We start from the raw sequence: 22,074 nt of genomic DNA on the forward strand, positions 1-22,074 counted from the left end.
GTCATGGGCGAACGGTGGCGGAGGAGAAGTCGCTTTGCTGGTGTCGCTCGCGGCCCGCTGCGTTGTGCGGCTGGGCGTGCTCCTGCGTTCGGGTGGCGCTATGGTGTCGGTGGGTCACGAGGGGGGCTGTGTTGGGGGATTTGACGATCGACCTGGGGTCGATGCACGGGGTGGCGTCGCAGGCGAAGCAGGCTGAAGCGAAGTTCGTGTCTGAACGGGCATTGTCCGGCGCTGACGGGGCCGCTTTCGGGTCGGATGAGGTGGCTGCGGCGTTCGCGGCGTCGGCTGCCGCACATGATGCCGCGGTTCAGTCGCTGAGTGCCGATGCGAGGACGCTCACTTCGTACGTTGAGGATGCCGCGTCGACGATGATCGCGGCGGACAGTGCGTTGGCGAGTAAGGCACGATGACCGCCGATCCGACCGCGGGTGACCCGTCGGGTATCCGCCGGATTGCTCGACTGCACACGCAGCATTCGGACGCGGTCCGGGCAGGCAGTCGTCACATCGTCAGCGCGGCCGAGGCGGCGTCGACGGGGTGGGCCGGGAAGGCGCAGCAGCAGTTCGTCGCCAAGGCAGCGACGGTCCCGGCGAGTGCGCAGCGGATCGCTGCTCGGCTCGATGCGGCGGCAACAGCGCTGGATGCCTACGCACGCGAGGTGGAGCAGATCCAGGACGAAGCGCAGCGCCTGAGGACCGCGCAGAAGAACGCCGCGGATGATGCCGCCGAGAACGCCCGTGCGATCCACGATGCGACGCTGACGGTGCAGAGTTCCGATGCGGTGGAGTCCGACACAGTTCGGTTGCAGCAGCTGGAGAACGGAGCGGCCGGCCTGGCGGGACTGGCGGGGCGGCTCTCAGCGCAGTGGGACGAGTTGGTGACACGACGGGCTGCGGCCGACCGGCGAGCAGCGTCCGCATTGGAGAACCCGTCCGTCGTCGGCAAGCTCGTGTCAGCGCGCACCGTCGCCGCCATGAGCGACGGGCAGTTCTTGACGTGGCTCGGAACGCTCGAGAAGGAGAGCATCGCCGCGCTGAAGAACGATCCCAGGATCGCCAATCGGCTGGCCGGAATGGACGCGAAGGACGTGGCGTCATGGTGGAGAGGGTTGAGCGGCGAAGCGAAGGATGCTCTGATCGCTGCGCTGCCGGCGGTGATCGGGAACCTCAATGGCGTCTCCTATGCGGATCGCGGAAAAGCGAACAGCAATATGGTTGCTCACGAACTGCATGCCAACGAGCAGCGCTACGCAAAGCTGGTCGGCATTGTGAGCCGTGGCGGGCAGCTGACCGTCGCGCAACAAGCTGAGCTGAGCAGTCTGACCGAGCGCATGAGCGCGCTGAAGGCGATCCGCACCACGATGGGCGATTCGACTGCGGAGCAGCCGTACACGATCATCTCGCTCACCCTGGGGCATCCCCCGCTGGCCGCGATCGCGGTGGGCGACATGGACTCCGCAACCCGGGTAACGACGACGGTCCCGGGGATGGGGACGACGGTCGCGGGGGGTATCCGAAGCTGGACGGGAGCGGCTGCGAATCTGCAAGCGGCTGAGAGGGCCGCTGCGCATCTGGTCGATATCGATTCGAATGTCGCGACGGTCGCGTGGGTGGGGTATGACACGCCGGACATGCCGCCGAGCCTGGAGGTGATGTCGTCTGCGAAGGCGAAAGCGGGTGCTGCGCGACTCGATGCGTTCATGGACGGCGTCTCTGCCACCCGCGGGTGGCAGCCGGGCGATCACCTGTCGCTGGTGGGGCACTCCTACGGGACAACGACCGCGACGTTGGCGGCGGCGAAGACGCCGGTGGAGAATCTCACGCTGCTGGCATCGGCGGGCGTCGACACCTCAGTGCCGAACGTCTCCGCGGTGCACGTGCCAGCAGGACACACGTGGGCGAGCCAAGCGAAAGACGACTACATCGCGAACATCGGCCGGGGAGTGGCGGAGTTGCCCGGGCCACTCGACGGTGGTTCGCAACCGGGCCTTCTGTCGGGGAACCGGTCGTACGGGATCGCGCTCCCGAGCGAGCACCCGCTCAACCCGGGAGGTTCGATCTGGGGTGCTCGCACGTTTTCGTCGAACGATCAGACGGTCGATGGCGTGCCGTATCACGGGTCGGACGGACACGGGGCGACACCCGCTACCGAGGCGATCGAGAAGGGTCAGCCGGTCGGCGATTACGGGTACCTCGATCGTGAGACCTCATCGCTGCGGAGCACTGCGTACACGAGCCTCGGGTACACGCCGGATGGGAAGCTGATCCCATGAGGAGTCATTGGATTCGGTCGGTCGGCGTATTGAGCGTTGCTGTGCTCATGCTCACCGGCTGCGCTTCGAACGGACACGGACAGGAGCAGGGCATGACGACCGCACAGGCAGGAGGGTCGGCGAAGGACGAGTGGGACCGACTGAGTGAGCACGTCGCGCAGACGCAGGCGATTGTGGGCGGGTCGTGGGAGCCAGTGGATTCCAGTGCGCGGGCGTGTGGTGACGGCGGCGCGCAGTGGGCAATCACTCGTCTCGGCCGGGGCACGTCACTCACGGAGCGGCCGGCGCTCGTGGAGCAGATCGAGCGCGAGTGGAAGAAGTACGGGTGGGAGCTCAATCGGACTGCGATCGGCGGCGACGCGCCGGGCGTGCGACTCCGGTTCCCCGCCGGCGGGTCCGACGAGCGTCGGTTCTTCATCGATATCGGCTTCACCGTGCACGGGACGACCATCGAGGCGCAGACTCCTTGCGCTCCCGGCAACGTGGATCAGCTCAACGCCGAGCAGTACGCGTACAAGCACTCACCGGGCATCGACACCACGCCGACACCAACCAACTGAGCCACTTCGCCGGGCGGGTCCGGTCAGATGCTGTTCCAAGCGGTGACCTCACGCTGGTCGATGACGACGCGGTGGGTGCTGGCGCCGTAGACCTTGTGGTGCTGCTGCTGACCCCCGGCAGCGCCGGCAGGGCGCCCCGCTCGCCCGCGAGGACGGTCCAGAAGATGTCTACGCCGGAAGGATCATCTACGGCCGATGCGTGCCCGGGGACGCGCCGAAGCTCGGGACTCCGCTCAATCCGAGGCCGACGGACGTTCCATGAGCGACGCAGATCGCATCTAGGGGAACTCCGTATCCAAGTCTCCTCACGCTGGTTGCCGACGAGTGACCCGTGGCCGCGCGCGATTCACGCGGCCACGGTCGGCGCCGGCGGTAGCGCGACTGCTGATGCCGCTGGGTGGCAGCCGCGGTGCTGAGGGGGACGTGGACGCAGTCGCGTCACGCGACTTGCTGGAGGACCACGTGCCGATCGCACTCACCGGCGCTGCTGACCCGGACCGAGCGGACGACGAGGACCGTTCGCAGGCGCTTGCGCCGTTGACGAGTCAGGACGCTGTAGCGACTCGGGATCAGGCGCGGACCGCGCGGGCGGCGTTGACGCGCGCGACGACGGAACTTGTGCGTCAGCAGGAGCGGGCTCGTGCCGAGTTGGAGCGGCGACGTGCGGAGATGGAGGCGGAGTTCGCCCGTCGCCGTTCGGAGTTGGAAGCGATGGCGGCGCCGCTGCGGGAGCAGCTGGCGAAGCTGACGGAGGTGCTGTGGGCCGTTGACCTGCACCTCGGCCGCGACGAGACGCTTCGGCTCGTGCGTGAGGGCACGCCGGCGCCGCGGGAGACCCCGATCACGGTGCGGCAGCGGGTGTTGGTGATGGCGGAGGAGTCGCTGATCCTGATGGGTCGGACGGCGACGAGGATGACCTCGGAGAACGTGCCGAACTGCGGATCGGGACGCGGCTGCTGCCGAGGCGGAACGAGTTCACGGACGTGTTTGACCAGCGGCTGTTCGGGTTCGGACGCCGTGACAGGGAGCCGGTGGCGCCGGGCAGCGAGGAGTGGTTGGGGATGGAGCGCATCGCGGATGTGCGACGACGCCACTTCATGCGGGCGCTTCTGGTGCTCCAGGGCATCATCGACCGCACCCCGGCGCTCCACCCACTGCCGGAGGGCGGGCGAGACGGTGGCTGGCGCTCGAGACGGTGCCGGATCTGGCGGCGTCTCGTGCGCCGGGGCCCGGTTCGCGAAGACGGTCCCGTCTCGCGCCCGGCCCCGTCTCGCGCCGACGCCGGCGTCCCGCGACGGACCGGCGGCCCGCCCGTCGCAGCCGCGCCCGACCGCCCCTGCCCGAGGTCGGCCCCCCCCGCGCTAGCATGTGCTGCACGCGGACGGCTCTGTCGGACGCGCGGCGGCTGGGGAGGAGGCCGATCACCATGACGACACACGATCCGAAGGGCGGCGTCCTCGATGCCGCCGAGCTGGCCCGTCGGCTGAACCTGCTGCTCGACTTCGAGGAAGCGCAGCGCGGGTCCCCGGTGCCGTTCGCCGCGATCGAGGAGTTCGTCGCTGCCGGGGGTGGCTCGTTGTCCCGCGCGAAGTGGACCTACATGCTCTCGGGCGACGGCCGCCGCAACCGCGACTCCGAGCTCCTGCGGCTGCTCGCGGGCTTCTTCGAGGTGGACGACCGCTTCCTGCTCGAGGACAGCGACGTCCCCGAACGGATCGGCGCGCAGCTCGCCCTCGTCCGCTCCCTCCGGTCGGCGCGGGTCAGCGGGTTCGCCGCTCGCACGTTCCCCGGCGAGCTCTCGCCGGAGGCGCTCCGCCGCATCGCGGAGGTGCTCGAGGAAGAGTCGCAGCGGGGGAGCGTCGCATGACCGACGACCTCGTCGAGACGTTCTGGCTGCGCGGTGCGGCCGAGGGTTGGTCGGACGTCGACGATGCGGTCGCCGCGGCGTCGAGTGTCGTCGGCAAGCCGATCGTCGTGCGAGAGGAAGCCTTCCTGGCCGACGAGCCCGTCTGCGGCTTCGTGGCCACGCTCGAGCACCACCACCTGATCATGATCTCCCCGACGCCGTCGCGGGTCTTCCGGTCGTTCGTCATCGGCCACGAACTCGGTCACGTCCTGCACCGACACCAGGAGCACGCGGCACAATCGGCCTACATCCGTGACGTCATCCCCGACCTGCCGGAGTACAAGGTGGAGCGCGCGATGGCACGGGGGCTGTTCGCGAACGCCTTCGAACGCGAAGCCGAGCTGTTCGCCGACCGGCTCGCGGCCGTGATCCGCGGGCACCGTGACCGCCCGAGTGCGTTCCGCGGGGTCTTCGGGTGATCCTGGCCGTCGCACAGGCGGTGCTGCTGGTCGGCGGAACCGTCACGCTGTTCGTGCTGCAACGCGGGCAGGACCGCACGCTCGCGGTCACGTTCCTGCTCTTCGCCGCGACGATCGTGACGAACGTCGATCCGCTCTACCGGTGGCTCGACCCGCTGCTCGGCGGGTTCAACCTGGTGACCGTCATCAGCGACGCGCTCATGGTGGCCGGCACGAGCACCCTGCTCTGGGGCGTCGCGAAGGCGGTCGGCGCGGCCAGTCGATGGCTCCGCACCGCGATCGTCGTGTCCTGCGCCGTCGTCGGCGTCGTGATCATCAGCGCCTTCACCGTCCTCGACAAACCGCCGACCACCACGACGTTCATGCTCGCGGCAGGATCGCACCCGGCAGCGACGGTGTACTCGGTCGCACAGACGGTCTACCTCGGGCTCGCGCTCGGTGCGACGGGGGTGATCTGCATGCTGCGCCTCCGGGAGGCCCGGACGACGGCGGACCGGATCGGTCTCTGGGCGCTCGTGGTCGGCGGCGTCCTGGGTGTCGTCCGCATGGTGGTCGTCGCCGTCATGGACCTGGCACACCTCGCGGGGCACCTCGACGTCACCCACGTGCTCGCGCTGCCGTACGACGTGACGACGCCCGGCGCAGTGATCTGCGTCGCCTCCGGAATGCTGCTGCTCGTGATCGGGCACCGTACCTGGCGGGCACGACGTGATCGCCGGGTGCAGGAGGCGCTCCGTCGGCTCGCTCCGTTGCACGAGCGGATCGGCATCGACAACGAGTACCCCCGCTCGCCGGACCCGGCAACGCGACTCAGCCGGGTGATCGTCGAGATCAACGACGGCGCCCGGGTCTCCCGTTCGACCCTGACCGCCACCGAGCGGGACGTCCTGGCCGAGGCGGAAGCGGTCCTCGAGACGGTCTGACCCGGCGCGACGGCACGTGGCGCGCGTCAGCGTGACGGCCGACACGGAAAGTCGATCGATACTCGACGGCAATCACCCGGACCCTGTAAGGTCTGTAGCAAGTGCTACAGACCGATCGGCCTGCTGGTGGGACTCGGCCGCGTTGGGGGCGGCCGAGCACCACCAGCAGTGCACTCCCGGTGGAGCGCCATCGGTCAGCTGCTCGTCCGTGCGGAGCCGTCACACCGGCCGCACCTAGGATCGGTGCGTGCTCGTCTTCGCCGCCCTGGTCCTGTTCATCGGTGCCGTCTTCAACGTCGTCGCCTGGCCGCGCTTCTTCAAGCGCGTCGCGACGGACACCCGCGCACGGGACGCCGCCGGTCGGCCGACCGCCTTCTACCGCGTGCACCTCGTGCTGGTCGTCATCGCGATCGTCATCGCGGTCGCCTCCGTGGTCGCGGGCATCCTGCTGCTCGTCTGACCCGTTGCACCGGCCACGGCCGGACGGGAGGCCCGTGGCGGCGCCGCCACGGGCCTCCCGTCCGACAGGCCGTCAGGCCGACACGCCGTCGGGTTGGCCATGCCGACAGACGGAGCGGCCGACCGACGCACAGCGGCAGGCGGTCCTGCCTGCACTGGTGTGACCACCCCGACCGCTGCCGGTGGCAGGCAACCCGCCCCGGAACGCCCTCAGGACTCGGACGGCAGCGGCGCGCCGAGCACCCGCCGCAGTGCGAGTCCGGCGACGGTCTCGTCCGAGGTGTCGAGCAGCACCCGGTACGTGTCCGCAGCCGTGACGAACTCCACGCAGATCGCGTCGAAGTCACACGACTCGATCCGCCATCCCGTGACGTCGTCCATCGGGACGTGCGTCAGCGCATCCCGCTCGAAGTCCGTCTCGGCCGTGACGCGGTCCGGGAAGACCCGCACGCGGCCGAAGCTCCGACGCCAGGCGAGCTGGAGGTCGAGCGTGGGGGAGACAGTGGGATCGGGCACACGCTGATCGTACCGACGTGCGCCGCCCGCGGAACGCCGAACGCCAGCGCACCCCGCTGGACGGGGACGTGCGCTGGCGTTCGGTGGACGGTCCTGGCCTCAGCCGCGGTCGCCCGGGCCCTCGGCGTCGCCGCGACGGACCTGGTTCGCCGGGTCCCGACCGGTGATCGGGTACGGACCCGTGACGCCTTCGCGGAGGGACGCGATGCGCAGGATCCGGTCACGCTGCAGGAACCACCCGACGACGAGCAGCGGGATGATGATGACCAGCGACGCGATCGTGTACGTACCGACGGGGTAGTCGATCGCCATGAGCACGACGACCGAGGCGAGGAACGCCAGGGTCAGCCAGCTCGTCACGGGTGCGCCGGGCAGCTTGAAGGACGGCTCCTTCGCGAGCCCCTGCTTCGCCCACTTCCGCAGCCGCATCTGGCAGAGCATGATCGTGCCCCACGCGGTGATGATGCCGAGGCTCGCGATGTTCAGCGCGATCTCGAACGCCTGGCTCGGCACGAAGTAGTTGAGCGCGACCCCGGCGACCGTGAAGGCCGCGGTGAGCAGGATGCCCGCGTACGGCACACCGCCCTTCGACATCTTCGTCGTCCACTTCGGCGCGGACCCGTTCATGCCCATCGAGTGCAGCGCCCGGCCGGTCGAGTACAGGCCGGCGTTGAGGGACGACAGCGCGGCGGTCAGCACCACGAAGTTCATGATGGAGCCGACGATGGCCCCCACGTGCGGGTTGCCGAGCGACGAGAAGAACGTCACGAACGGGCTCTGGCCCTCCTTGTACGCCGTGTAGGGCAGCAGCAGGGAGAGCAGCACGATCGAGCCGACGTAGAACACCGCGATGCGGAAGACGACGGAGTTGATGGCGCGCGGGATGACCTTCTCGGTGTCCTGCGTCTCACCGGAGGCCGTGCCGACGAGCTCGATCGCGGCGTACGCGAACACGACGCCCTGGATCACGAGCACGGCGGGCAGCAGGCCGTTCGGGAACACGCCACCGTGGTTCCCGAGGATCGAGAAGCCGGTGTGGACCGTCTGGCCGCCGGCCTCGACGGGGAACGCGAAGACGAGCCAGATGATCGCGATGACGAGGAACGCCACCAGAGCGACGACCTTGATGATCGCGAACCAGAACTCGAGCTCGCCGAAGACCTTGACCGCGACCATGTTGGCGGCCAGCACGACGACCAGGGCGATGAGCGCCAGGAGCCACTGCGGTGCCGCGGTGAACGCCTTCCAGTACTGCAGGTAGATGGCGACCGCCGTGGTGTCCACGATCGAGGTCATCGCCCAGTTCAGGAAGTACAACCAGCCAGCCGCGTACGCGAACTTCTCGCCGTAGAACTCGCGGGCGTACGAGATGAACGACCCCGACGACGGGCGGTGCAGCACGAGTTCGCCGAGGGCACGCAGGATGAAGAACGCGAAGACACCGGCCACCAGGTAGGTGATCGCGAGTGCCGGCCCGGCCGTGTGCAGCCGACCTCCTGCCCCGAGGAAGAGGCCCGTCCCGATGGCGCCGCCGATGGCGATCATCTGCAGTTGCCGGGGCTTCAGCCCGTGCTGGTAGCCCTCCTGCTCGTGCGAGAAGTCGTTCGCGGGCGCCCGGCTCACACCGGTGTCGTTCTGCGCTGTCATGCGCGCCACGCTACAGGTGGCGCCGAGGACAGCGCACACCAAGCTCGGAAAGCCCTGAACAGTGCGCGGTCCTGTGGACCGCACGACGACGGACGGGAGGCGCGGTGCCAGCAGGCACCTGGGCCCACGCCGCCGGTTCCGGACCGACGCGCCAGCGGCGGTCCGGCCGTGCCGGTGGGGAGCCTCCCGTCCGGTCGGTGGTCACGTCGTGACCGGAGACCGCCGCCTACGGCTGGCGCGCCCGCACGGCGCGGTCGTCCTCCACCACCGTGCCGACGGCGACGATCGTCGTCGCGATCCACGCGACCCAGGTCAGCGCGAGCCGCCAGTCGCGCGGTCCCTGCCGGGTGGTCTGCAGCACGCTGTAGCCGCTGATCAGCGAACTCCACACGGCACCGTTGAACATGAACTTGCGCACAGAGGCCTCCTTCGAATGTCCTAGCCACGCTACCGACAACTACATTGGAGCGCCGCCGGTGACCCTGCCGGCACCGTCACAGAGGAGCAAGTGTGCGTCAGGCCGTCATCGGGGGAGTCCTGCTCGTGATCGGGGCGGTGTGCGTGGTGCTCGGCATCCTGCCGCTCGCGGACCTCGGGGCACTCGCGGACCGGGTGCTGCCCGTGCTCGGCTTCGTCCTCGGACTGACGATCGTCGCCGAACTCGCTGCGGACGCCGGGGTCTTCGACCGTCTGGCGGACCTCGCTGCCCGGGTCGGCGGGGGCCGGACGATCGGCCTGTGGGCGGCGGTCGTCGTCCTCGCGGTGGTGTGCACGGTGTTCCTGTCGATCGACACCACGGCCGTCCTCCTCACGCCCATCGTCATCACGCTCGCGCGTCGTGTCGGTCTGCCGCCGATGCCGTTCGCGCTCACCACGGTGTGGCTGGCGAACACGGCGTCGCTGCTCCTGCCCGTGTCGAACCTGACGAACCTGCTCGCCGTGGACCGGATCGGCCTCGACGGGCCGATCCCCTTCGCCGGACTCATGGAGTGGGCGGCGCTGGCCGGCGTCGTCGTGCCGTGCGCCGTCCTGCTCGTCGTGTTCCGCGGCCGCCTGTTCGGTCGCTACACGCCCGTCATGGTGCGGCCGCCCGCGGACCCGGTGTTCTTCTGGGCCGCGTCCGGCGTGCTCGTGGCCCTGGTCGTCGCGCTGACGGCCGGGGTCACGGTGTGGATCGCGGCCGTCGTCGCGGCTGCGCTGCTCGTCGCCGTCGCGGCCTTCCGCGCCCCGGCCGAACTCCGGCCGTCGCGGGTGCCGTGGTCGACGCTCGTGTTCGCGGCCGGACTGTTCGTCGTCGTCGAGGCCTTGCACACGGCCGGGCTCACGGACGGACTCGTCCGCGCGCTCTCCGGCGGCACGGGCACGGGCTCGCTCCTGCTGCTCGGGGGTGCCGGGGCGGTGGCCGCCAACGCGATCGACAACCTCCCCGCGTACCTGGTGCTCGAGCCCGCGGCGGGCGGCGAGGCCCTGCGCTACGCGGCGCTCCTCATCGGCGTGAACGCCGGGTGTCTCATCACGCCGTGGGCATCGCTCGCGACGCTCCTCTGGCACGCTCGGCTGTCGGCCGAGGGGGTCCACCTGTCGTGGGGCCGGTACATGGCGCTCGGGTGCATCGTCGCGCCGCTGACGGTCGTGGCGGGGATCCTCGCGCTCAGACTCTGAGTCGCGCGGTGGTCTGCGGCGTCGGGCTGCCGGCGGTCAGAGCCAGTCGCGCCGCTTGAACGACCGGTAGAGCAGCAGCGACGAGCCCACCGCGAGTCCCAGCGCCGCGTACAGGCCACTCCAGTGGGCTTCGCCGGGGAACGTCACGTTCATGCCGAACGCACCCGTGATCGCAGTGGGGACGGCGATGATCGCTGCCCAGCTCGTCACCTTCTTCATGACGACGTTCTGGCGGTTCGAGGACAGGTTGAGGTTCGTGTCGAGCACGCTCGACACGGCGTCCCGCAGCTGTTCGACCGAGTCGGCGATGGAGACCAGGTGGTCCTCGACGTCGCGGAAGTAGGGGCGGATCCCGTTCGAGATCGTCTCCGCGTCACCGTGCAGCAGCGACCCGACGCTGTCCCGTGTCGGCACCACCTGGCGGCGGATCACGCCGAGGGCCTTGCGCAGTCGGAACGACCGGCGCTGGATCTGCTGTTCGCGGGGATCGCCGTGCTCGAACAGGTCGTCCTCGAGCACGTCGATGCGCCGTTCGATGTCCTCGATCGCGTTCGTCGCGTGGTCCACCACGGCGTCGAGCAGGCCCCAGACCAGCCAGGGCACGCCGTGGTCGGCGGTGTCCGCGTTCGCGTCGAGCCGTCGTTGCATCGCGGCGGTGTCGACGTCCGCACCGTGCACCGTGACGAGCGCGCGGTCGGTGATGAACGCCTTCACCTCGTGCGCCACCAGTTCGCCCGCTTCGTCGAGCGGCCGCACGTCGTAGACGACCAGGAACAGGCTGTCCCGGTACCGGTCGAGCTTCGGGCGCTGGCCGTGTTCGATCGCGTCCTCGACCGCGAGTGCGTGGAAGCCGAGTTCCGCCTCGACCTGCTCCAGGTCGGCCGTCTGCGGGTCGGTGTAGTCCACCCAGACGAAGGCCCCGTCGTCGGCGATGAGGTCCGAGATCCGCTCGACGGGGAAGTCCTGCTCCGTCGCCGTCCCGTTCCGCCACGCCCGTGTCACGACCATGCGTCGAGCCTAGTGAGACGGCCGACCCGGGCATGCCAGGGTCGGCCGTCGCACAGCGCGCGGTGGACGGTCCGCCGCTGCACCGCTCCTCCGGAGGACTCAGAACCCGGAGACGAGCTTGCCGTCCTGCACCCGGAGGTACTCGTCGACGTCGAACGTGTCCTCGGAGTGGCCGGCGTCCCCGAGGAACGACGTGTAGTCGTACCCGATGACCCCGTCCGCGGTGCTCTCCACCGTCACCGAACCCGAGCCGGAGGCCTCGACCTTGAGCTTCGGCATCGTCTTGACGGTGTACTTCACCGGCCCCTCCGCGTCGTAGGGCCCGTACCACGGGCACCCCGTCATCGAGTCGACGTCCGTCTTCTTCGCGCACGACGTGATGAGGTCGGTGACGTACTGCTCGGCGTCCTGCTGGAGCCGGTCGGTCGCCTTCGGTTCGAAGTCGACGTAGCCGGACGACGACGACCCGACGGACACCGACTTCGTGCCGCCGGTGAAGTACTTCGTCCCACCGACCGCGACCCGGTAGGTCCCCGGGTAGGCGAGCGACTCGAACGTGCCGTCGCTGATGGAGCCGACCTTCTTGCCGGCCACGGTCACCGCGGCGCCCTCCAGGGCTCCGGACGCGGTGATCGACACCGGCTGGGCGAGGGGCTGGGTGATCCGCCACTCGTCCTTCACCAGGAAGGAGGTGCCGGTGCGTCGGAGTGTGACCTGACCGGAGCGGTTCTTGCCGCCCTGCGTGTAGCTCACCGTCGCGACGGCGGTGTCGCCGCTCGTGGAGACGTGCCCCACGTGGACGGACCGGGGCCGGTCGGTCGCGCTCTTCAGGACGGTCGGGTCGAGCATCGTGGCGTGGTCGGGGACCTCGCTCATCCGTGCGGCCGCGGCGGCGTCACCCGATGCGATGGCGTCCACGTAGGCGCGGACCGTGGGCGCGGGGCCCCAGACGTTCGCCCGGAGCACCGAGACCGTGACGGCTCCGGCGATCACGACGACGACGACCGCCCCGGCGGCGATGAGCGACCGGACGAGGATCTTCTTCGCCCGCGGCGACATCGGGGCGGGTGCCGGGGCACCGGCGCCGAGGAACGGCTGGTCGCCGGTCGACTGCGGCCAGCCCCCGTCGGTCGGCCAGGCGGCGCTCGCACCGGGAGTCGTTGCCCACGCGCCGGCGGGCGACCCGGCGGGCGACCCGGCGGGGGACCCGGTGGGCACCCGCGCGGCGTCCGACGCGGGGTCCGCGGTCGCACCGGGGAACGCTGCGGCACCGGGGAACGCTGCGCCACCGGGGAACGGTCCGGCACCGGGGAACGCTGCGCCACCGGGGAACGGCGCCGCGGCGATCGGTCGCGGATCGGTGCCGATGACCCGTGCGGTGCGGAGCAGCACCGTGCCGCCGAGCCGGGGGAGGAGCACCGGTGCCACGAACCGCGCCACGACCTCGATCGCGGCGCCCCACAGGGCGAACACGACCGGCGTCCACGGCGTGATCCCGACCGACCCGGCACCGCCGACGACGCTCGGCCCACTCGCCTGGTACGACACGACGACCGTGCCGAGCACCAGCAGGAGCAGCCCGGCCGCGAACCAGACGACCGGCGTGACGACCCAGTCGAGTGCGGTGCGCACCCGGTCGTTCCGACGGACGGCGAGTGCCAACCCGGCGACGAACGAGGTCACGAGGACCAGCAGCACGACGAGCCACACCCACCCGGTGACGCCACCGAAGGCGGAGGCGGTCTGCCCCGGGGATCCGAAGCCGGAAGCGCCGACGCCGCCGAGGAACCCGAGCGCCGTGAACGCCACCGCGAGGTTGCCGACCAGGAGCGGCACGGCCGAACCCCACGCGGGCTGGGCGACGAGGGCGACCACGATCATCACGACGGTGAGCAGCACGAGCACCACGCCGAGCTGGGTGGCCGCGACCCGCAGGACACCGAGCGCCCGGCAGAGGAACACACCGCCCCGCGTGACGGCGGACGGGCGGGCGAGGAACACCGTGAGCGTCCCGATGACGAAGGACCCGAGGACGCTCCCCACACCGACGGCGTGGACCGGCTCGATGGAGACACCGGTGATCGCGGGGAACCGGATCGCGAGCACGAGACCGGTGAGGGTCGTGATCGCGGTCAGCACGAGTCCGGAGAGCACCGAGGTGACCAGGAGCTGGAGCAGCCCGAGCGACCGGGTGCGGATGCGACGGGTGAGCACCACGGCGATCACCACCTGGGCGGCGAGCACGAGCGCGGGCACCACGCCGAGCACGGCGGAGCCGGAGACTCCGAGGATCCCGGCCGACCCGGCCAGGTGCAGGCGCCCGAGGTCCGCCATCGCGACGAGCTGCGCCGGAGCCCCGAGCAGGACGCTGACGCCGGACAACAGGTCCTGCACGCTCGGGGCGGCGGCGCCGAGACCCGGGACCGAGCCCGAGCCGGACCCGGAACCGGGCGTGGAGCCCGAGTCCTGGGCGCTCGCCGCAGCGACGGCGACGGTGAGCAGGAGCGACAGCGCCGCGATGACGTAGGCGGCGACCCAGCCGCCGACGGCGGCGAGCACGGCAGCCAGCCAGTCGCGACCAGGGATCGCGGCGAGGAGCCGACCGAACGGGTCGTTGGCCCGACCCGCGGTCGAGGCGGGCTGCCCGGCCCACGGTCCCGCGCCTCCCGGCCCGCCGAGCGGCTGCCTACCGGGCTGTCCGCCGGGCTGTCCGCCGGGCTGTCCGCCGGGCTGCCCACCGGCCTGTCCGCCGGTCTGTCCACCGGACTGCTGCCCGGCAGTCCACTGCCCCGCGCCCTGCGGCTGGTCCGGTCCCCGTGGCGGCTGCGGCGGAACGGGCGGAACGGGTGGTTGGTCGCTCACGGTGGAGGAGTCCTCTCTCGCCGAGAGGGCGGTGCCAGCCCCGTGCGGCACCTCGTGTCCCCCCGACACGGCATGCAGCATATCGAAATCCGCGGACACGCCGTGGATCGGCTGTCGGCGCGCTGGTAACTTCGGCTCCGGACCCGGCGACCCGAGCCGGTCGGAACGGAGACCTCACCACCCCATGGCAGCACCTCGCACGGACCGCGCCCGCTACTCCCTCGTCGTCGCCTCGAACCGACTGCCCGTCGACCGCGTCGTCGACGAGGACGGCAACGAGGGCTGGCGGCACTCGCCGGGCGGCCTCGTCACCGCGCTCGAACCCGTCATGCGGGCGAACGACGGCGCCTGGGTCGGTTGGGTCGGGCAGCCCGAGGTCGAGGTCGAGCCCTTCGACAACGACGGCATCCACATCGTCCCGGTCCCGCTCAGCGACGCCGACGTCGAGGAGTACTACGAGGGCTTCAGCAACGACACGCTCTGGCCGCTGTACCACGACGTCATCGAGCACCCGAGCTACCACCGCGACTGGTGGAACGCCTACAAGCGCGTGAACGAGCGCTTCGCGGAGCAGATCGCCGAGATCGTCGAGCAGGACGGCATCGTCTGGGTGCAGGACTACCAGCTCCAGCTCGTCCCAGCGCTGCTGCGTGCGAAGCGCCCCGACCTCACGATCGGCTTCTTCAACCACATCCCGTTCCCGCCGGTCGGCATCTACGCCCAGCTGCCGTGGCGTGCGCAGATCCTCGACGGGTTGCTCGGCGCGGACGTGATCGGCTTCCAGCGGCACGACGACGCGAGCGACTTCCTGCGGGCGGTCCGGCACATCAAGGGCTACACGACCAAGGGCTCCACGATCGACGTCCCGGTCGACGACCCCGCAGCGCCGCGGAGCCGCAAGGGCATCACCGTGCGACACGTCGAGGCCCGGCACTTCCCGATCTCGATCGACGCGGAGGCCTTCGAGGAACTCGCCCACCGGCCCGAGGTGCAGGAACGCGCCCGCGAGATCCGCGAGAGCCTCGGCAACCCGAAGACGGTGCTGCTCGGCGTCGACCGGCTCGACTACACCAAGGGCATCCGGCACCGGATCAAGGCGTTCGGCGAACTCGTCGAGGACGGCCGCATCGCGGTGGAGGACGCCACCCTCGTCCAGGTCGCCAGTCCGAGCCGCGAGCGGGTCGACTCGTACGCCACCCTGCGCGACGAGATCGAGCTGAGCGTCGGCCGGATCAACGGCGACCTCGGCGTCATCGGGCACCAGCCGATCGCGTACCTGCACCACGGCTACCCGCGTGAGGAGATGGTGGCGCTCTACCTGGCGGCCGACATCATGCTCGTGACCGCGCTGCGGGACGGCATGAACCTCGTCGCGAAGGAGTACGTCGCCACGCGCTTCGACAACGACGGCGTCCTCATCCTGTCCGAGTTCGCCGGGGCGGCCGACGAGCTGAAGCAGGCCGTCATCGTGAACCCCCACGACATCGGCGCGATCAAGGACTCGATCCAGCGCGCGATCGAGATGCCGCGTCGTGAGCGCTCGACGCGGATGCGTGCGCTCCGGAAGCGCGTGCGCGAGAACGACGTGGCGCGGTGGTCGCGCTCCTTCCTGGAGGCGCTCGACCACCACGCACCCCGGAACGCACGGATCGACCCGTCCGGGAAGGCCGCGGACCGGAGCCACGAGGCACCGACGGACGGCATGTCGATCTTCGACCAGGACGCGCAGAAGGCGCGTGCCGCCGAGGACACCCGGGAGGACCGTGATGCGTGAGACCACCGACGACCCGTCCGTCGTCACCTCGGCCCTCGAGACGCTCGCGGCTGCGCCGCGACTCCTCGTCGCGCTCGACTTCGACGGCACGCTGGCGCCCTTCGCCGACGACCCGGCGACGGTCGGAGCGCTGCCCGGATCGTGGGCCGCGGTCCTCACCCTGCAGCGCGCGACGGACACCGAGGTCGTGCTCGTGTCCGGACGACCGCTCGACAGTCTGGCCCGGGTCTCGCACGCCCCGGACGAGATGGCGCTCGTCGGGTCGCACGGCGTCGAGTGGCGCGTCGACGGCCACGACGAAGCCGCGCTGACCGACGACGAGCGGGAGCGGGTAGCCCGCGTCGGCACCGCGCTCGACGAGGTCGGTGCGCGGTTCCCCGGCGTCGTGATCGAGCACAAGCCCGCCGGGCACGGGGTGCACACCCGCAGGGTGAGCGCCGAGGTGGCGGCCGAGGCGGACGCCGCGGCAAGCCGGGCCGCCCACGAGGCCGACCCCGACGTGCTCGAACGCGGCGGGAAGGACATCCTCGAGTTCGCGGTGCGGCACGTCACGAAGGGCGATGCGATCGACCGTCTGCGCGACCTCCGCGGGGCGGCCGCCGTCTTCTTCGCCGGGGACGACGTCACCGACGAGGACGCCTTCCGGGTGCTCCGCGACGGTGACGTCGGCGTGAAGGTGGGGGAGGGCGACACCGCTGCGGGCTACCGCGTCGCCGATCCGGCCGCGCTCACCGACGTCCTGAAGCAGCTCGCGAGACTCCGCGCTACCCGGGCCTGACCGTATGCAGATGCATGTTGTTGTCCGGGTGGTATCCCAAAGCGTCCTAGACTCGGCCCATGCCTGATATCGACGTCAAGCCGCGCAGCCGGGTCGTCACCGACGGGATCGAAGCCACCACCTCGCGTGGCATGCTCCGAGCCGTCGGCATGGGGGACGAGGACTGGGAGAAGCCGCAGATCGGCATCGCCTCGTCCTGGAACGAGATCACCCCGTGCAACCTGTCCCTCGACCGGCTCGCCCAGGGCGCCAAGGAAGGCGTCCACGGCGGCGGTGGGTACCCGCTCCAGTTCGGCACCATCTCGGTTTCGGACGGCATCTCCATGGGCCACGAGGGCATGCACTTCTCCCTCGTCTCGCGTGAGGTCATCGCCGACAGCGTCGAGACCGTCGTGAACGCCGAGCGCCTGGACGGCACCGTCCTGCTCGCCGGCTGCGACAAGTCCCTGCCCGGCATGCTGATGGCCGCCGCGCGTCTCGACCTGGCGAGCGTGTTCCTGTACGCCGGGTCGGTCATGCCGGGCTACGTCAAGCAGGCCGACGGCACGATGAAGGAAGTCACGATCATCGACTCCTTCGAGGGCGTCGGTGCGTGCAAGGCCGGCACCATGACCGAGGAAGAGCTCAAGAAGATCGAGTGCGCGATCGTCCCGGGCGAAGGCGCCTGTGGCGGCATGTACACGGCGAACACCATGGCGAGCCTCGCCGAGGCGCTCGGCATGTCGCTCCCGGGGTCCGCCGCGCCGCCGAGCGCCGACCGTCGCCGTGACTACTACGCCCACCGCTCCGGTGAGGCCGTGGTGAACATGCTGCGCCTCGGGATCACCGCCCGCGACGTCCTGACGCGCGAGGCCTTCGAGAACGCCATCACGGTGCTGATGGCCCTCGGTGGCTCGACGAACGCGGTGCTGCACCTGCTCGCCATCGCGTACGAGGCCGAGGTCGAGCTCAGCCTCGACGACTTCAACCGCATCGGCGCGAAGGTCCCGCACCTGGCCGACATGAAGCCGTTCGGCCGGTTCGTCATGAAGGACATCGACCAGCAGGGCGGCATCCCGGTCGTCATGAAGGCCCTGCTCGACGCCGGTCTGCTGCACGGCGAGTGCATGACCGTCACGGGCAAGACCCTGGCCGAGAACCTCGCCGAGATCGACCCGCCGGAGCTCGACGGCGAGGTCTTCCGGAAGCTCGACAACCCCATCCACGCCACCGGCGGTCTGACGATCCTGCAGGGCTCCTTCGCTCCCGAGGGTGCCGTGGTGAAGACGGCCGGCTTCGACGCGGACGTGTTCGAGGGACCGGCGCGGGTGTTCGACCGCGAGCGCGCCGCGATGGACGCCCTCACCGAGGGGACGATCCAGAAGGGCGACGTCGTCGTCATCCGCTACGAGGGCCCCAAGGGCGGTCCCGGCATGCGCGAGATGCTCGCCATCACCGCCGCCATCAAGGGAGCCGGCCTCGGCAAGGATGTACTACTGTTGACGGACGGACGATTCTCAGGCGGCACAACCGGCCTGTGCATCGGCCACATCGCACCGGAAGCAGTGGACGCAGGTCCAGTCGCCTTCGTGCGCGATGGCGACCGCATCCGTGTCGACATCCCCGCTCGCTCGCTCGACCTACTGGTCGACCCGGCCGAACTGGAAGCCCGCCGTGACGGCTGGGCCCCGTTGCCTCCGCGCTACACCCGCGGAGTCCTCGCGAAGTACGCCAAGCTCGTGCAGTCCGCCGCCAAGGGCGCGGTCACGGCCTAGCGTCGACACACGCTCATCGCCACCTCTCCAGGCAAGGAACACCTCATGCCCACGGAAGCCACTCCGCTGTCCGCGGCCGCCGGTGCACGCCGGACGCCGGAGATCCTGACCGGCTCGGGAGCCGTCCTCCGGACGCTCGAGCACCTCGGGATCACCGACGTCTTCGGCCTGCCGGGCGGCGCGATCATCCCGTTCTACGACGAGCTCATGGCGTCGAAGACGATCCGCCACATCCTCGTCCGTCACGAGCAGGGCGCCGGCCACGCCGCCGAGGGGTACGCCTCGGCCTCCGGCAAGGTCGGTGTCGCGATCGCGACGTCCGGCCCCGGCGCGACGAACCTCGTCACGGCGATCGCCGACGCCTACATGGACTCGGTGCCGTTCATCGCCATCACCGGGCAGGTGTTCTCGACCCTGATGGGGACGGACGCCTTCCAGGAAGCCGACATCGTCGGCATCACGATGCCGATCACGAAGCACTCCTTCCTCGTGACCGACCCGGCCGACGTGCCCGCCACGCTCGCCGCCGCGTACCAGATCGCCACGACCGGGCGCCCCGGTCCGGTGCTCGTCGACATCACGAAGGACGCCCAGCAGAAGTCGGCGCCGTACCTGTGGCCGCCGAAGATCGACCTGCCCGGCTACCGCCCGGTGACGAAGGCGCACGGCAAGCAGATCGCCGCGGCGGCGCAGCTGCTCGCCGCGTCCGAGCGTCCGGTGCTGTACGTCGGGGGCGGCGTCATCCGCTCCCGGGCGACCGCGGAGCTCCGCCGGTTCGCCGAGGCCACGGGGGCCCCGGTGGTCACGACGCTGATGGCCAGGGGGGCGTTCCCGGACTCGCACGAGCAGCACCTCGGGATGCCCGGCATGCACGGCACCGTGCCCGCCGTGCTCGGTCTGCAGGACAGCGACCTCATCATCGCCCTCGGTGCGCGCTTCGACGACCGCGTGACCGGCAAGGCCGACGAGTTCGCGCCGGATGCCAAGGTCGTGCACGTCGACATCGACCCCGCCGAGATCTCGAAGATCCGGTTCGCCGACGTCCCGATCGTGGGGGATGCGCGCGAGGTCCTGGCCGACCTGCTCGAGGCCTGGGACGGCATCCCCGCCGACCAGCGTGCCTCCACCGAGGCCTGGTGGGAGAAGCTCCGGCAGCTCAAGAGCGACTTCCCGCTCGGCTACGCGGAACCGACCGACGGGCTGCTCGCCCCGCAGGCGATCATCCGCCGCATCGGCGAACTGAGCGGACCCGAAGCCGTCTACGCCTCCGGTGTCGGACAGCACCAGATGTGGTCCGCGCAGTTCATCAAGTACGAGCGGCCGAACGCCTGGCTCAACTCGGGTGGCGCCGGCACGATGGGCTACTCGGTCCCGGCCGCGATGGGTGCCAAGGTCGCCCAGCCCGACCGTGTGGTCTGGGCCATCGACGGCGACGGCTGCTTCCAGATGACGAACCAGGAACTCGCGACCTGCGTCATCAACGACATCCCGATCAAGGTCGCGATCATCAACAACTCGTCGCTCGGCATGGTCCGGCAGTGGCAGACGCTGTTCTACGACGGTCGGCACTCGTTCACCGACCTGCAGACCGGCCACGGGACCCGTCGCGTGCCGGACTTCGTCAAGCTCGCCGACGCCTACGGTGCCCTCGGCATCCGCGTCGAGAAGCCGGAAGAGGTCGACGCGGCGATCCAGCTCGCGCTCGAGACGAACGACCGCCCGGTCGTGATCGACTTCGTCGTGAGCCGTGACTCCATGGTGTGGCCGATGGTCCCGCAGGGGGTCAGCAACTCGTCCATCGAGTACGCCCAGGCCCTCGCCCCCACGTGGGACGACGAGGACGCCGACATGACGGGGGAAACCGCATGAGCCACGTCCTGTCCCTCCTCGTCGAGGACAAGCCGGGTCTGCTGACGCGCGTCGCCGGCCTGTTCGCCCGCCGCGGCTTCAACATCGAGTCGCTCGCCGTGGGCAACACCGAGGTCGCCGGCCTCAGCCGGATCACGGTCGTCGTCGACGTCGAGGACCTCCCGCTCGAGCAGGTGACGAAGCAGCTCAACAAGCTGGTGAACGTCATCAAGATCGTCGAGCTGGACTTCGCACAGTCGGTCCAGCGCGAGCACATGCTCGTCAAGGTCCGCGTCGACAACCAGTCGCGGTCGGCGGTCCTCGAGGCCGTCAGCCTGTTCCGCGCGCAGGTCGTCGACGTCGCGAACGACTCGCTCATCGTCGAGGTCACCGGTGACCCCGGCAAGATCCAGGCGATCCTCCGCGTGCTCGAGCCGTACGGCATCAAGGAGCTCGCCCGTGCGGGCCTGCTCGGCATGGGCCGCGGGCCGAAGAGCATCACCGACCGGGTGCGCTGACCGCGCCCCACCGACGGACGGGAGGCGCGGGTCGCCATCCGCACCGCGCCTCCCGTCCGTCCCACCCAGACTCCGCAAGCACCCCACCGAACCGACCACAGGAGAACCACCACCGTGACTGACATCGTGTACGACGCCGACGCCGACCTGACGCTCATCCAGGGCAAGAAGGTCGCCGTCATCGGCTACGGCTCGCAGGGCCACGCCCACGCCCTCAACCTCCGTGACTCGGGCGTCGAGGTCAAGGTCGGCCTGCAGGAGGGCTCGAAGAGCCGCCGGAAGGCCGAAGAGGCCGGGTTCGAGGTCCTCACGCCCGGGGACGCCACCGCCTGGGCGGACGTCGTCGTCATCCTCGCGCCGGACCAGGTGCAGCGCATCGTCTACGCCGAGGACATCAAGCCGAACCTGAAGGACGGCGCCACGCTCGTCTTCGGCCACGGGTTCAACATCCGCTTCGGCTACATCGAGGCGCCCGAGGGCGTCGACGTGTCGCTCGTCGCCCCGAAGGGCCCGGGCCACACCGTCCGTCGCGAGTACGAGGCCGGCCGTGGCGTGCCCGTCATCGTCGCCGTCGAGGTCGACGCGTCCGGTTCCGCGTGGGACCTCGCGTGGTCGTACGCCAAGGCGATCGGTGGCCTCCGCTCCGGTGGCATCAAGACGACCTTCACCGAGGAGACCGAGACAGACCTGTTCGGCGAGCAGGCCGTCCTCTGCGGTGGCACCTCGCAGCTCATCCAGTACGGGTTCGAGACCCTGGTCGAGGCCGGCTACCAGCCGCAGATCGCCTACTTCGAGGTGCTGCACGAGCTGAAGCTCATCGTCGACCTCATCTGGGAGGGCGGCCTCACCAAGCAGCGTTGGTCGGTCTCCGACACCGCTGAGTTCGGTGACTACGTCTCCGGCCCGCGCGTGATCACGCCGGACGTCAAGGAGAACATGAAGGCGGTGCTCGCGGACATCCAGAACGGTGCCTTCGCGAAGCGCTTCATCGAGGACCAGGACGCCGGCGCCCCCGAGTTCAAGGCGCTCCGTGCCAAGGGCGAGGGCCACCCGATCGAGGCCACGGGCCGCGAGCTCCGCGCGCTGTTCGCGTGGAAGTCCAACGACTCCGACTACGTGGACGGCTCGGCGGCGCGGTAGTCTTCCGCGACACCACTCGATGGCGAGG

19 protein-coding genes are annotated in these 22,074 nt (G+C 70.3%); 14 read left to right on the forward strand and 5 right to left on the reverse strand.

Annotated features, from left to right (window positions below):
* The first annotated feature begins 140 nt into the window (after positions 1-140).
* The 7 genes from J7E22_RS11320 (at position 141) to J7E22_RS11350 (ending at position 6,540) form a co-directional block, all read left to right on the forward strand.
* Positions 141-410 (forward strand): hypothetical protein, encoded by a 270-nt coding sequence (locus tag J7E22_RS11320; protein WP_214981826.1) that lies wholly within the window; start codon positions 141-143, stop codon positions 408-410.
* Positions 407-2,272: an alpha/beta hydrolase gene (locus J7E22_RS11325; RefSeq protein WP_214981827.1), complete on the forward strand. Its 1,866-nt coding sequence runs from the start codon at positions 407-409 to the stop codon at positions 2,270-2,272. Before J7E22_RS11320 ends, J7E22_RS11325 begins: the two co-directional genes overlap by 4 nt.
* Positions 2,273-2,364: 92 nt before the next feature.
* Positions 2,365-2,832 (forward strand): hypothetical protein, encoded by a 468-nt coding sequence (locus J7E22_RS11330; RefSeq protein ID WP_214981828.1) that lies wholly within the window; start codon positions 2,365-2,367, stop codon positions 2,830-2,832.
* 1,426 nt (positions 2,833-4,258) lie between these two features.
* Entirely contained in the window at positions 4,259-4,699 is a 441-nt protein-coding gene (locus J7E22_RS11335; protein ID WP_214981829.1) for a hypothetical protein, read from the forward strand.
* Positions 4,696-5,157 (forward strand): ImmA/IrrE family metallo-endopeptidase, encoded by a 462-nt coding sequence (locus J7E22_RS11340; RefSeq protein ID WP_214981830.1) that lies wholly within the window; start codon positions 4,696-4,698, stop codon positions 5,155-5,157. The genes J7E22_RS11335 and J7E22_RS11340 overlap by 4 nt, the downstream gene beginning before the upstream one ends.
* The gene (locus J7E22_RS11345) at positions 5,154-6,080 is read left to right on the forward strand and encodes a hypothetical protein (RefSeq protein WP_214981831.1); all 927 of its coding nucleotides are present in this window, start codon (positions 5,154-5,156) and stop codon (positions 6,078-6,080) included. Before J7E22_RS11340 ends, J7E22_RS11345 begins: the two co-directional genes overlap by 4 nt.
* A 247-nt stretch (positions 6,081-6,327) precedes the next feature.
* Positions 6,328-6,540 carry an SCO4848 family membrane protein gene (locus J7E22_RS11350; protein ID WP_214981832.1) on the forward strand — a complete coding sequence of 71 codons (213 nt, stop codon included), beginning with the start codon at positions 6,328-6,330 and terminating at the stop codon, positions 6,538-6,540.
* Positions 6,541-6,749: 209 nt separating this feature from the next.
* Here the strand turns inward: J7E22_RS11350 and J7E22_RS11355 are convergent, their stop codons facing one another.
* From J7E22_RS11355 to J7E22_RS11365, 3 genes are all read right to left on the reverse strand, one after another.
* Complete coding sequence (locus J7E22_RS11355) at positions 6,750-7,055, reverse strand: hypothetical protein (RefSeq protein ID WP_214981833.1); 306 nt, start codon at positions 7,053-7,055, stop codon at positions 6,750-6,752.
* 99 nt (positions 7,056-7,154) lie between these two features.
* Positions 7,155-8,702: an amino acid permease gene (locus J7E22_RS11360; RefSeq protein ID WP_214981834.1), complete on the reverse strand. Its 1,548-nt coding sequence runs from the start codon at positions 8,700-8,702 to the stop codon at positions 7,155-7,157.
* A gap of 226 nt (positions 8,703-8,928) precedes the next feature.
* Positions 8,929-9,120 carry a hypothetical protein gene (locus J7E22_RS11365; RefSeq protein ID WP_214981835.1) on the reverse strand — a complete coding sequence of 64 codons (192 nt, stop codon included), beginning with the start codon at positions 9,118-9,120 and terminating at the stop codon, positions 8,929-8,931.
* A 92-nt stretch (positions 9,121-9,212) separates the two neighbouring features.
* Between J7E22_RS11365 and J7E22_RS11370 the strand changes: the two genes are divergently transcribed.
* Complete coding sequence (locus J7E22_RS11370; RefSeq protein WP_214981836.1) at positions 9,213-10,364, forward strand: SLC13 family permease; 1,152 nt, start codon at positions 9,213-9,215, stop codon at positions 10,362-10,364.
* Positions 10,365-10,400: 36 nt separating this feature from the next.
* Here J7E22_RS11370 and J7E22_RS11375 read toward each other — a convergent pair whose 3' ends face one another.
* Both J7E22_RS11375 and J7E22_RS11380 read right to left on the reverse strand, forming a co-directional pair.
* Entirely contained in the window at positions 10,401-11,372 is a 972-nt protein-coding gene (locus tag J7E22_RS11375; RefSeq protein WP_214981837.1) for a magnesium transporter CorA family protein, read from the reverse strand.
* A gap of 99 nt (positions 11,373-11,471) precedes the next feature.
* Entirely contained in the window at positions 11,472-14,234 is a 2,763-nt protein-coding gene (locus J7E22_RS11380; RefSeq protein WP_214981838.1) for a hypothetical protein, read from the reverse strand.
* A gap of 184 nt (positions 14,235-14,418) precedes the next feature.
* Between J7E22_RS11380 and otsA the strand changes: the two genes are divergently transcribed.
* From otsA to ilvC, 6 genes are all read left to right on the forward strand, one after another.
* The gene (gene otsA, locus J7E22_RS11385) at positions 14,419-16,008 is read left to right on the forward strand and encodes an alpha,alpha-trehalose-phosphate synthase (UDP-forming) (RefSeq protein WP_214981839.1); all 1,590 of its coding nucleotides are present in this window, start codon (positions 14,419-14,421) and stop codon (positions 16,006-16,008) included.
* Positions 16,001-16,786 carry a trehalose-phosphatase gene (gene otsB, locus J7E22_RS11390; RefSeq protein ID WP_214981840.1) on the forward strand — a complete coding sequence of 262 codons (786 nt, stop codon included), beginning with the start codon at positions 16,001-16,003 and terminating at the stop codon, positions 16,784-16,786. Before otsA ends, otsB begins: the two co-directional genes overlap by 8 nt.
* Before the next feature lie 59 nt (positions 16,787-16,845).
* Positions 16,846-18,540, forward strand: a complete 1,695-nt coding sequence (gene ilvD / locus J7E22_RS11395; RefSeq protein ID WP_214981841.1) for a dihydroxy-acid dehydratase — start codon at positions 16,846-16,848, stop codon at positions 18,538-18,540.
* A gap of 45 nt (positions 18,541-18,585) precedes the next feature.
* Positions 18,586-20,409 (forward strand): acetolactate synthase large subunit, encoded by a 1,824-nt coding sequence (locus tag J7E22_RS11400; RefSeq protein WP_214981842.1) that lies wholly within the window; start codon positions 18,586-18,588, stop codon positions 20,407-20,409.
* The gene (ilvN, locus tag J7E22_RS11405; protein WP_214981843.1) at positions 20,406-20,906 is read left to right on the forward strand and encodes an acetolactate synthase small subunit; all 501 of its coding nucleotides are present in this window, start codon (positions 20,406-20,408) and stop codon (positions 20,904-20,906) included. The genes J7E22_RS11400 and ilvN overlap by 4 nt, the downstream gene beginning before the upstream one ends.
* 114 nt (positions 20,907-21,020) lie before the next feature.
* Positions 21,021-22,046, forward strand: coding sequence for a ketol-acid reductoisomerase (gene ilvC / locus J7E22_RS11410; protein WP_214981844.1), 1,026 nt, complete (start codon positions 21,021-21,023; stop codon positions 22,044-22,046).
* Positions 22,047-22,074 lie beyond the last annotated feature (28 nt).

The sequence above is a fragment of the Curtobacterium sp. ISL-83 genome, from assembly GCF_018613895.1.
Taxonomy (GTDB): domain Bacteria; phylum Actinomycetota; class Actinomycetes; order Actinomycetales; family Microbacteriaceae; genus Curtobacterium.

What these genes read in the sequence shown, in the direction of transcription:
- otsA (WP_214981839.1), top strand. Translation starts at nt 14,419, where the DNA reads ATGGCAGCACCTCGCACGGACCGCGCCCGCTACTCCCTCGTCGTCGCC.
- J7E22_RS11360 (WP_214981834.1), bottom strand. Translation starts at nt 8,702, where the DNA reads ATGACAGCGCAGAACGACACCGGTGTGAGCCGGGCGCCCGCGAACGAC.
- ilvN (WP_214981843.1), top strand. Translation starts at nt 20,406, where the DNA reads ATGAGCCACGTCCTGTCCCTCCTCGTCGAGGACAAGCCGGGTCTGCTG.
- ilvD (WP_214981841.1), top strand. Translation starts at nt 16,846, where the DNA reads ATGCCTGATATCGACGTCAAGCCGCGCAGCCGGGTCGTCACCGACGGG.
- J7E22_RS11400 (WP_214981842.1), top strand. Translation starts at nt 18,586, where the DNA reads ATGCCCACGGAAGCCACTCCGCTGTCCGCGGCCGCCGGTGCACGCCGG.
- otsB (WP_214981840.1), top strand. Translation starts at nt 16,001, where the DNA reads ATGCGTGAGACCACCGACGACCCGTCCGTCGTCACCTCGGCCCTCGAG.
- J7E22_RS11340 (WP_214981830.1), top strand. Translation starts at nt 4,696, where the DNA reads ATGACCGACGACCTCGTCGAGACGTTCTGGCTGCGCGGTGCGGCCGAG.
- J7E22_RS11325 (WP_214981827.1), top strand. Translation starts at nt 407, where the DNA reads ATGACCGCCGATCCGACCGCGGGTGACCCGTCGGGTATCCGCCGGATT.
- J7E22_RS11335 (WP_214981829.1), top strand. Translation starts at nt 4,259, where the DNA reads ATGACGACACACGATCCGAAGGGCGGCGTCCTCGATGCCGCCGAGCTG.
- J7E22_RS11330 (WP_214981828.1), top strand. Translation starts at nt 2,365, where the DNA reads ATGACGACCGCACAGGCAGGAGGGTCGGCGAAGGACGAGTGGGACCGA.
- J7E22_RS11375 (WP_214981837.1), bottom strand. Translation starts at nt 11,372, where the DNA reads ATGGTCGTGACACGGGCGTGGCGGAACGGGACGGCGACGGAGCAGGAC.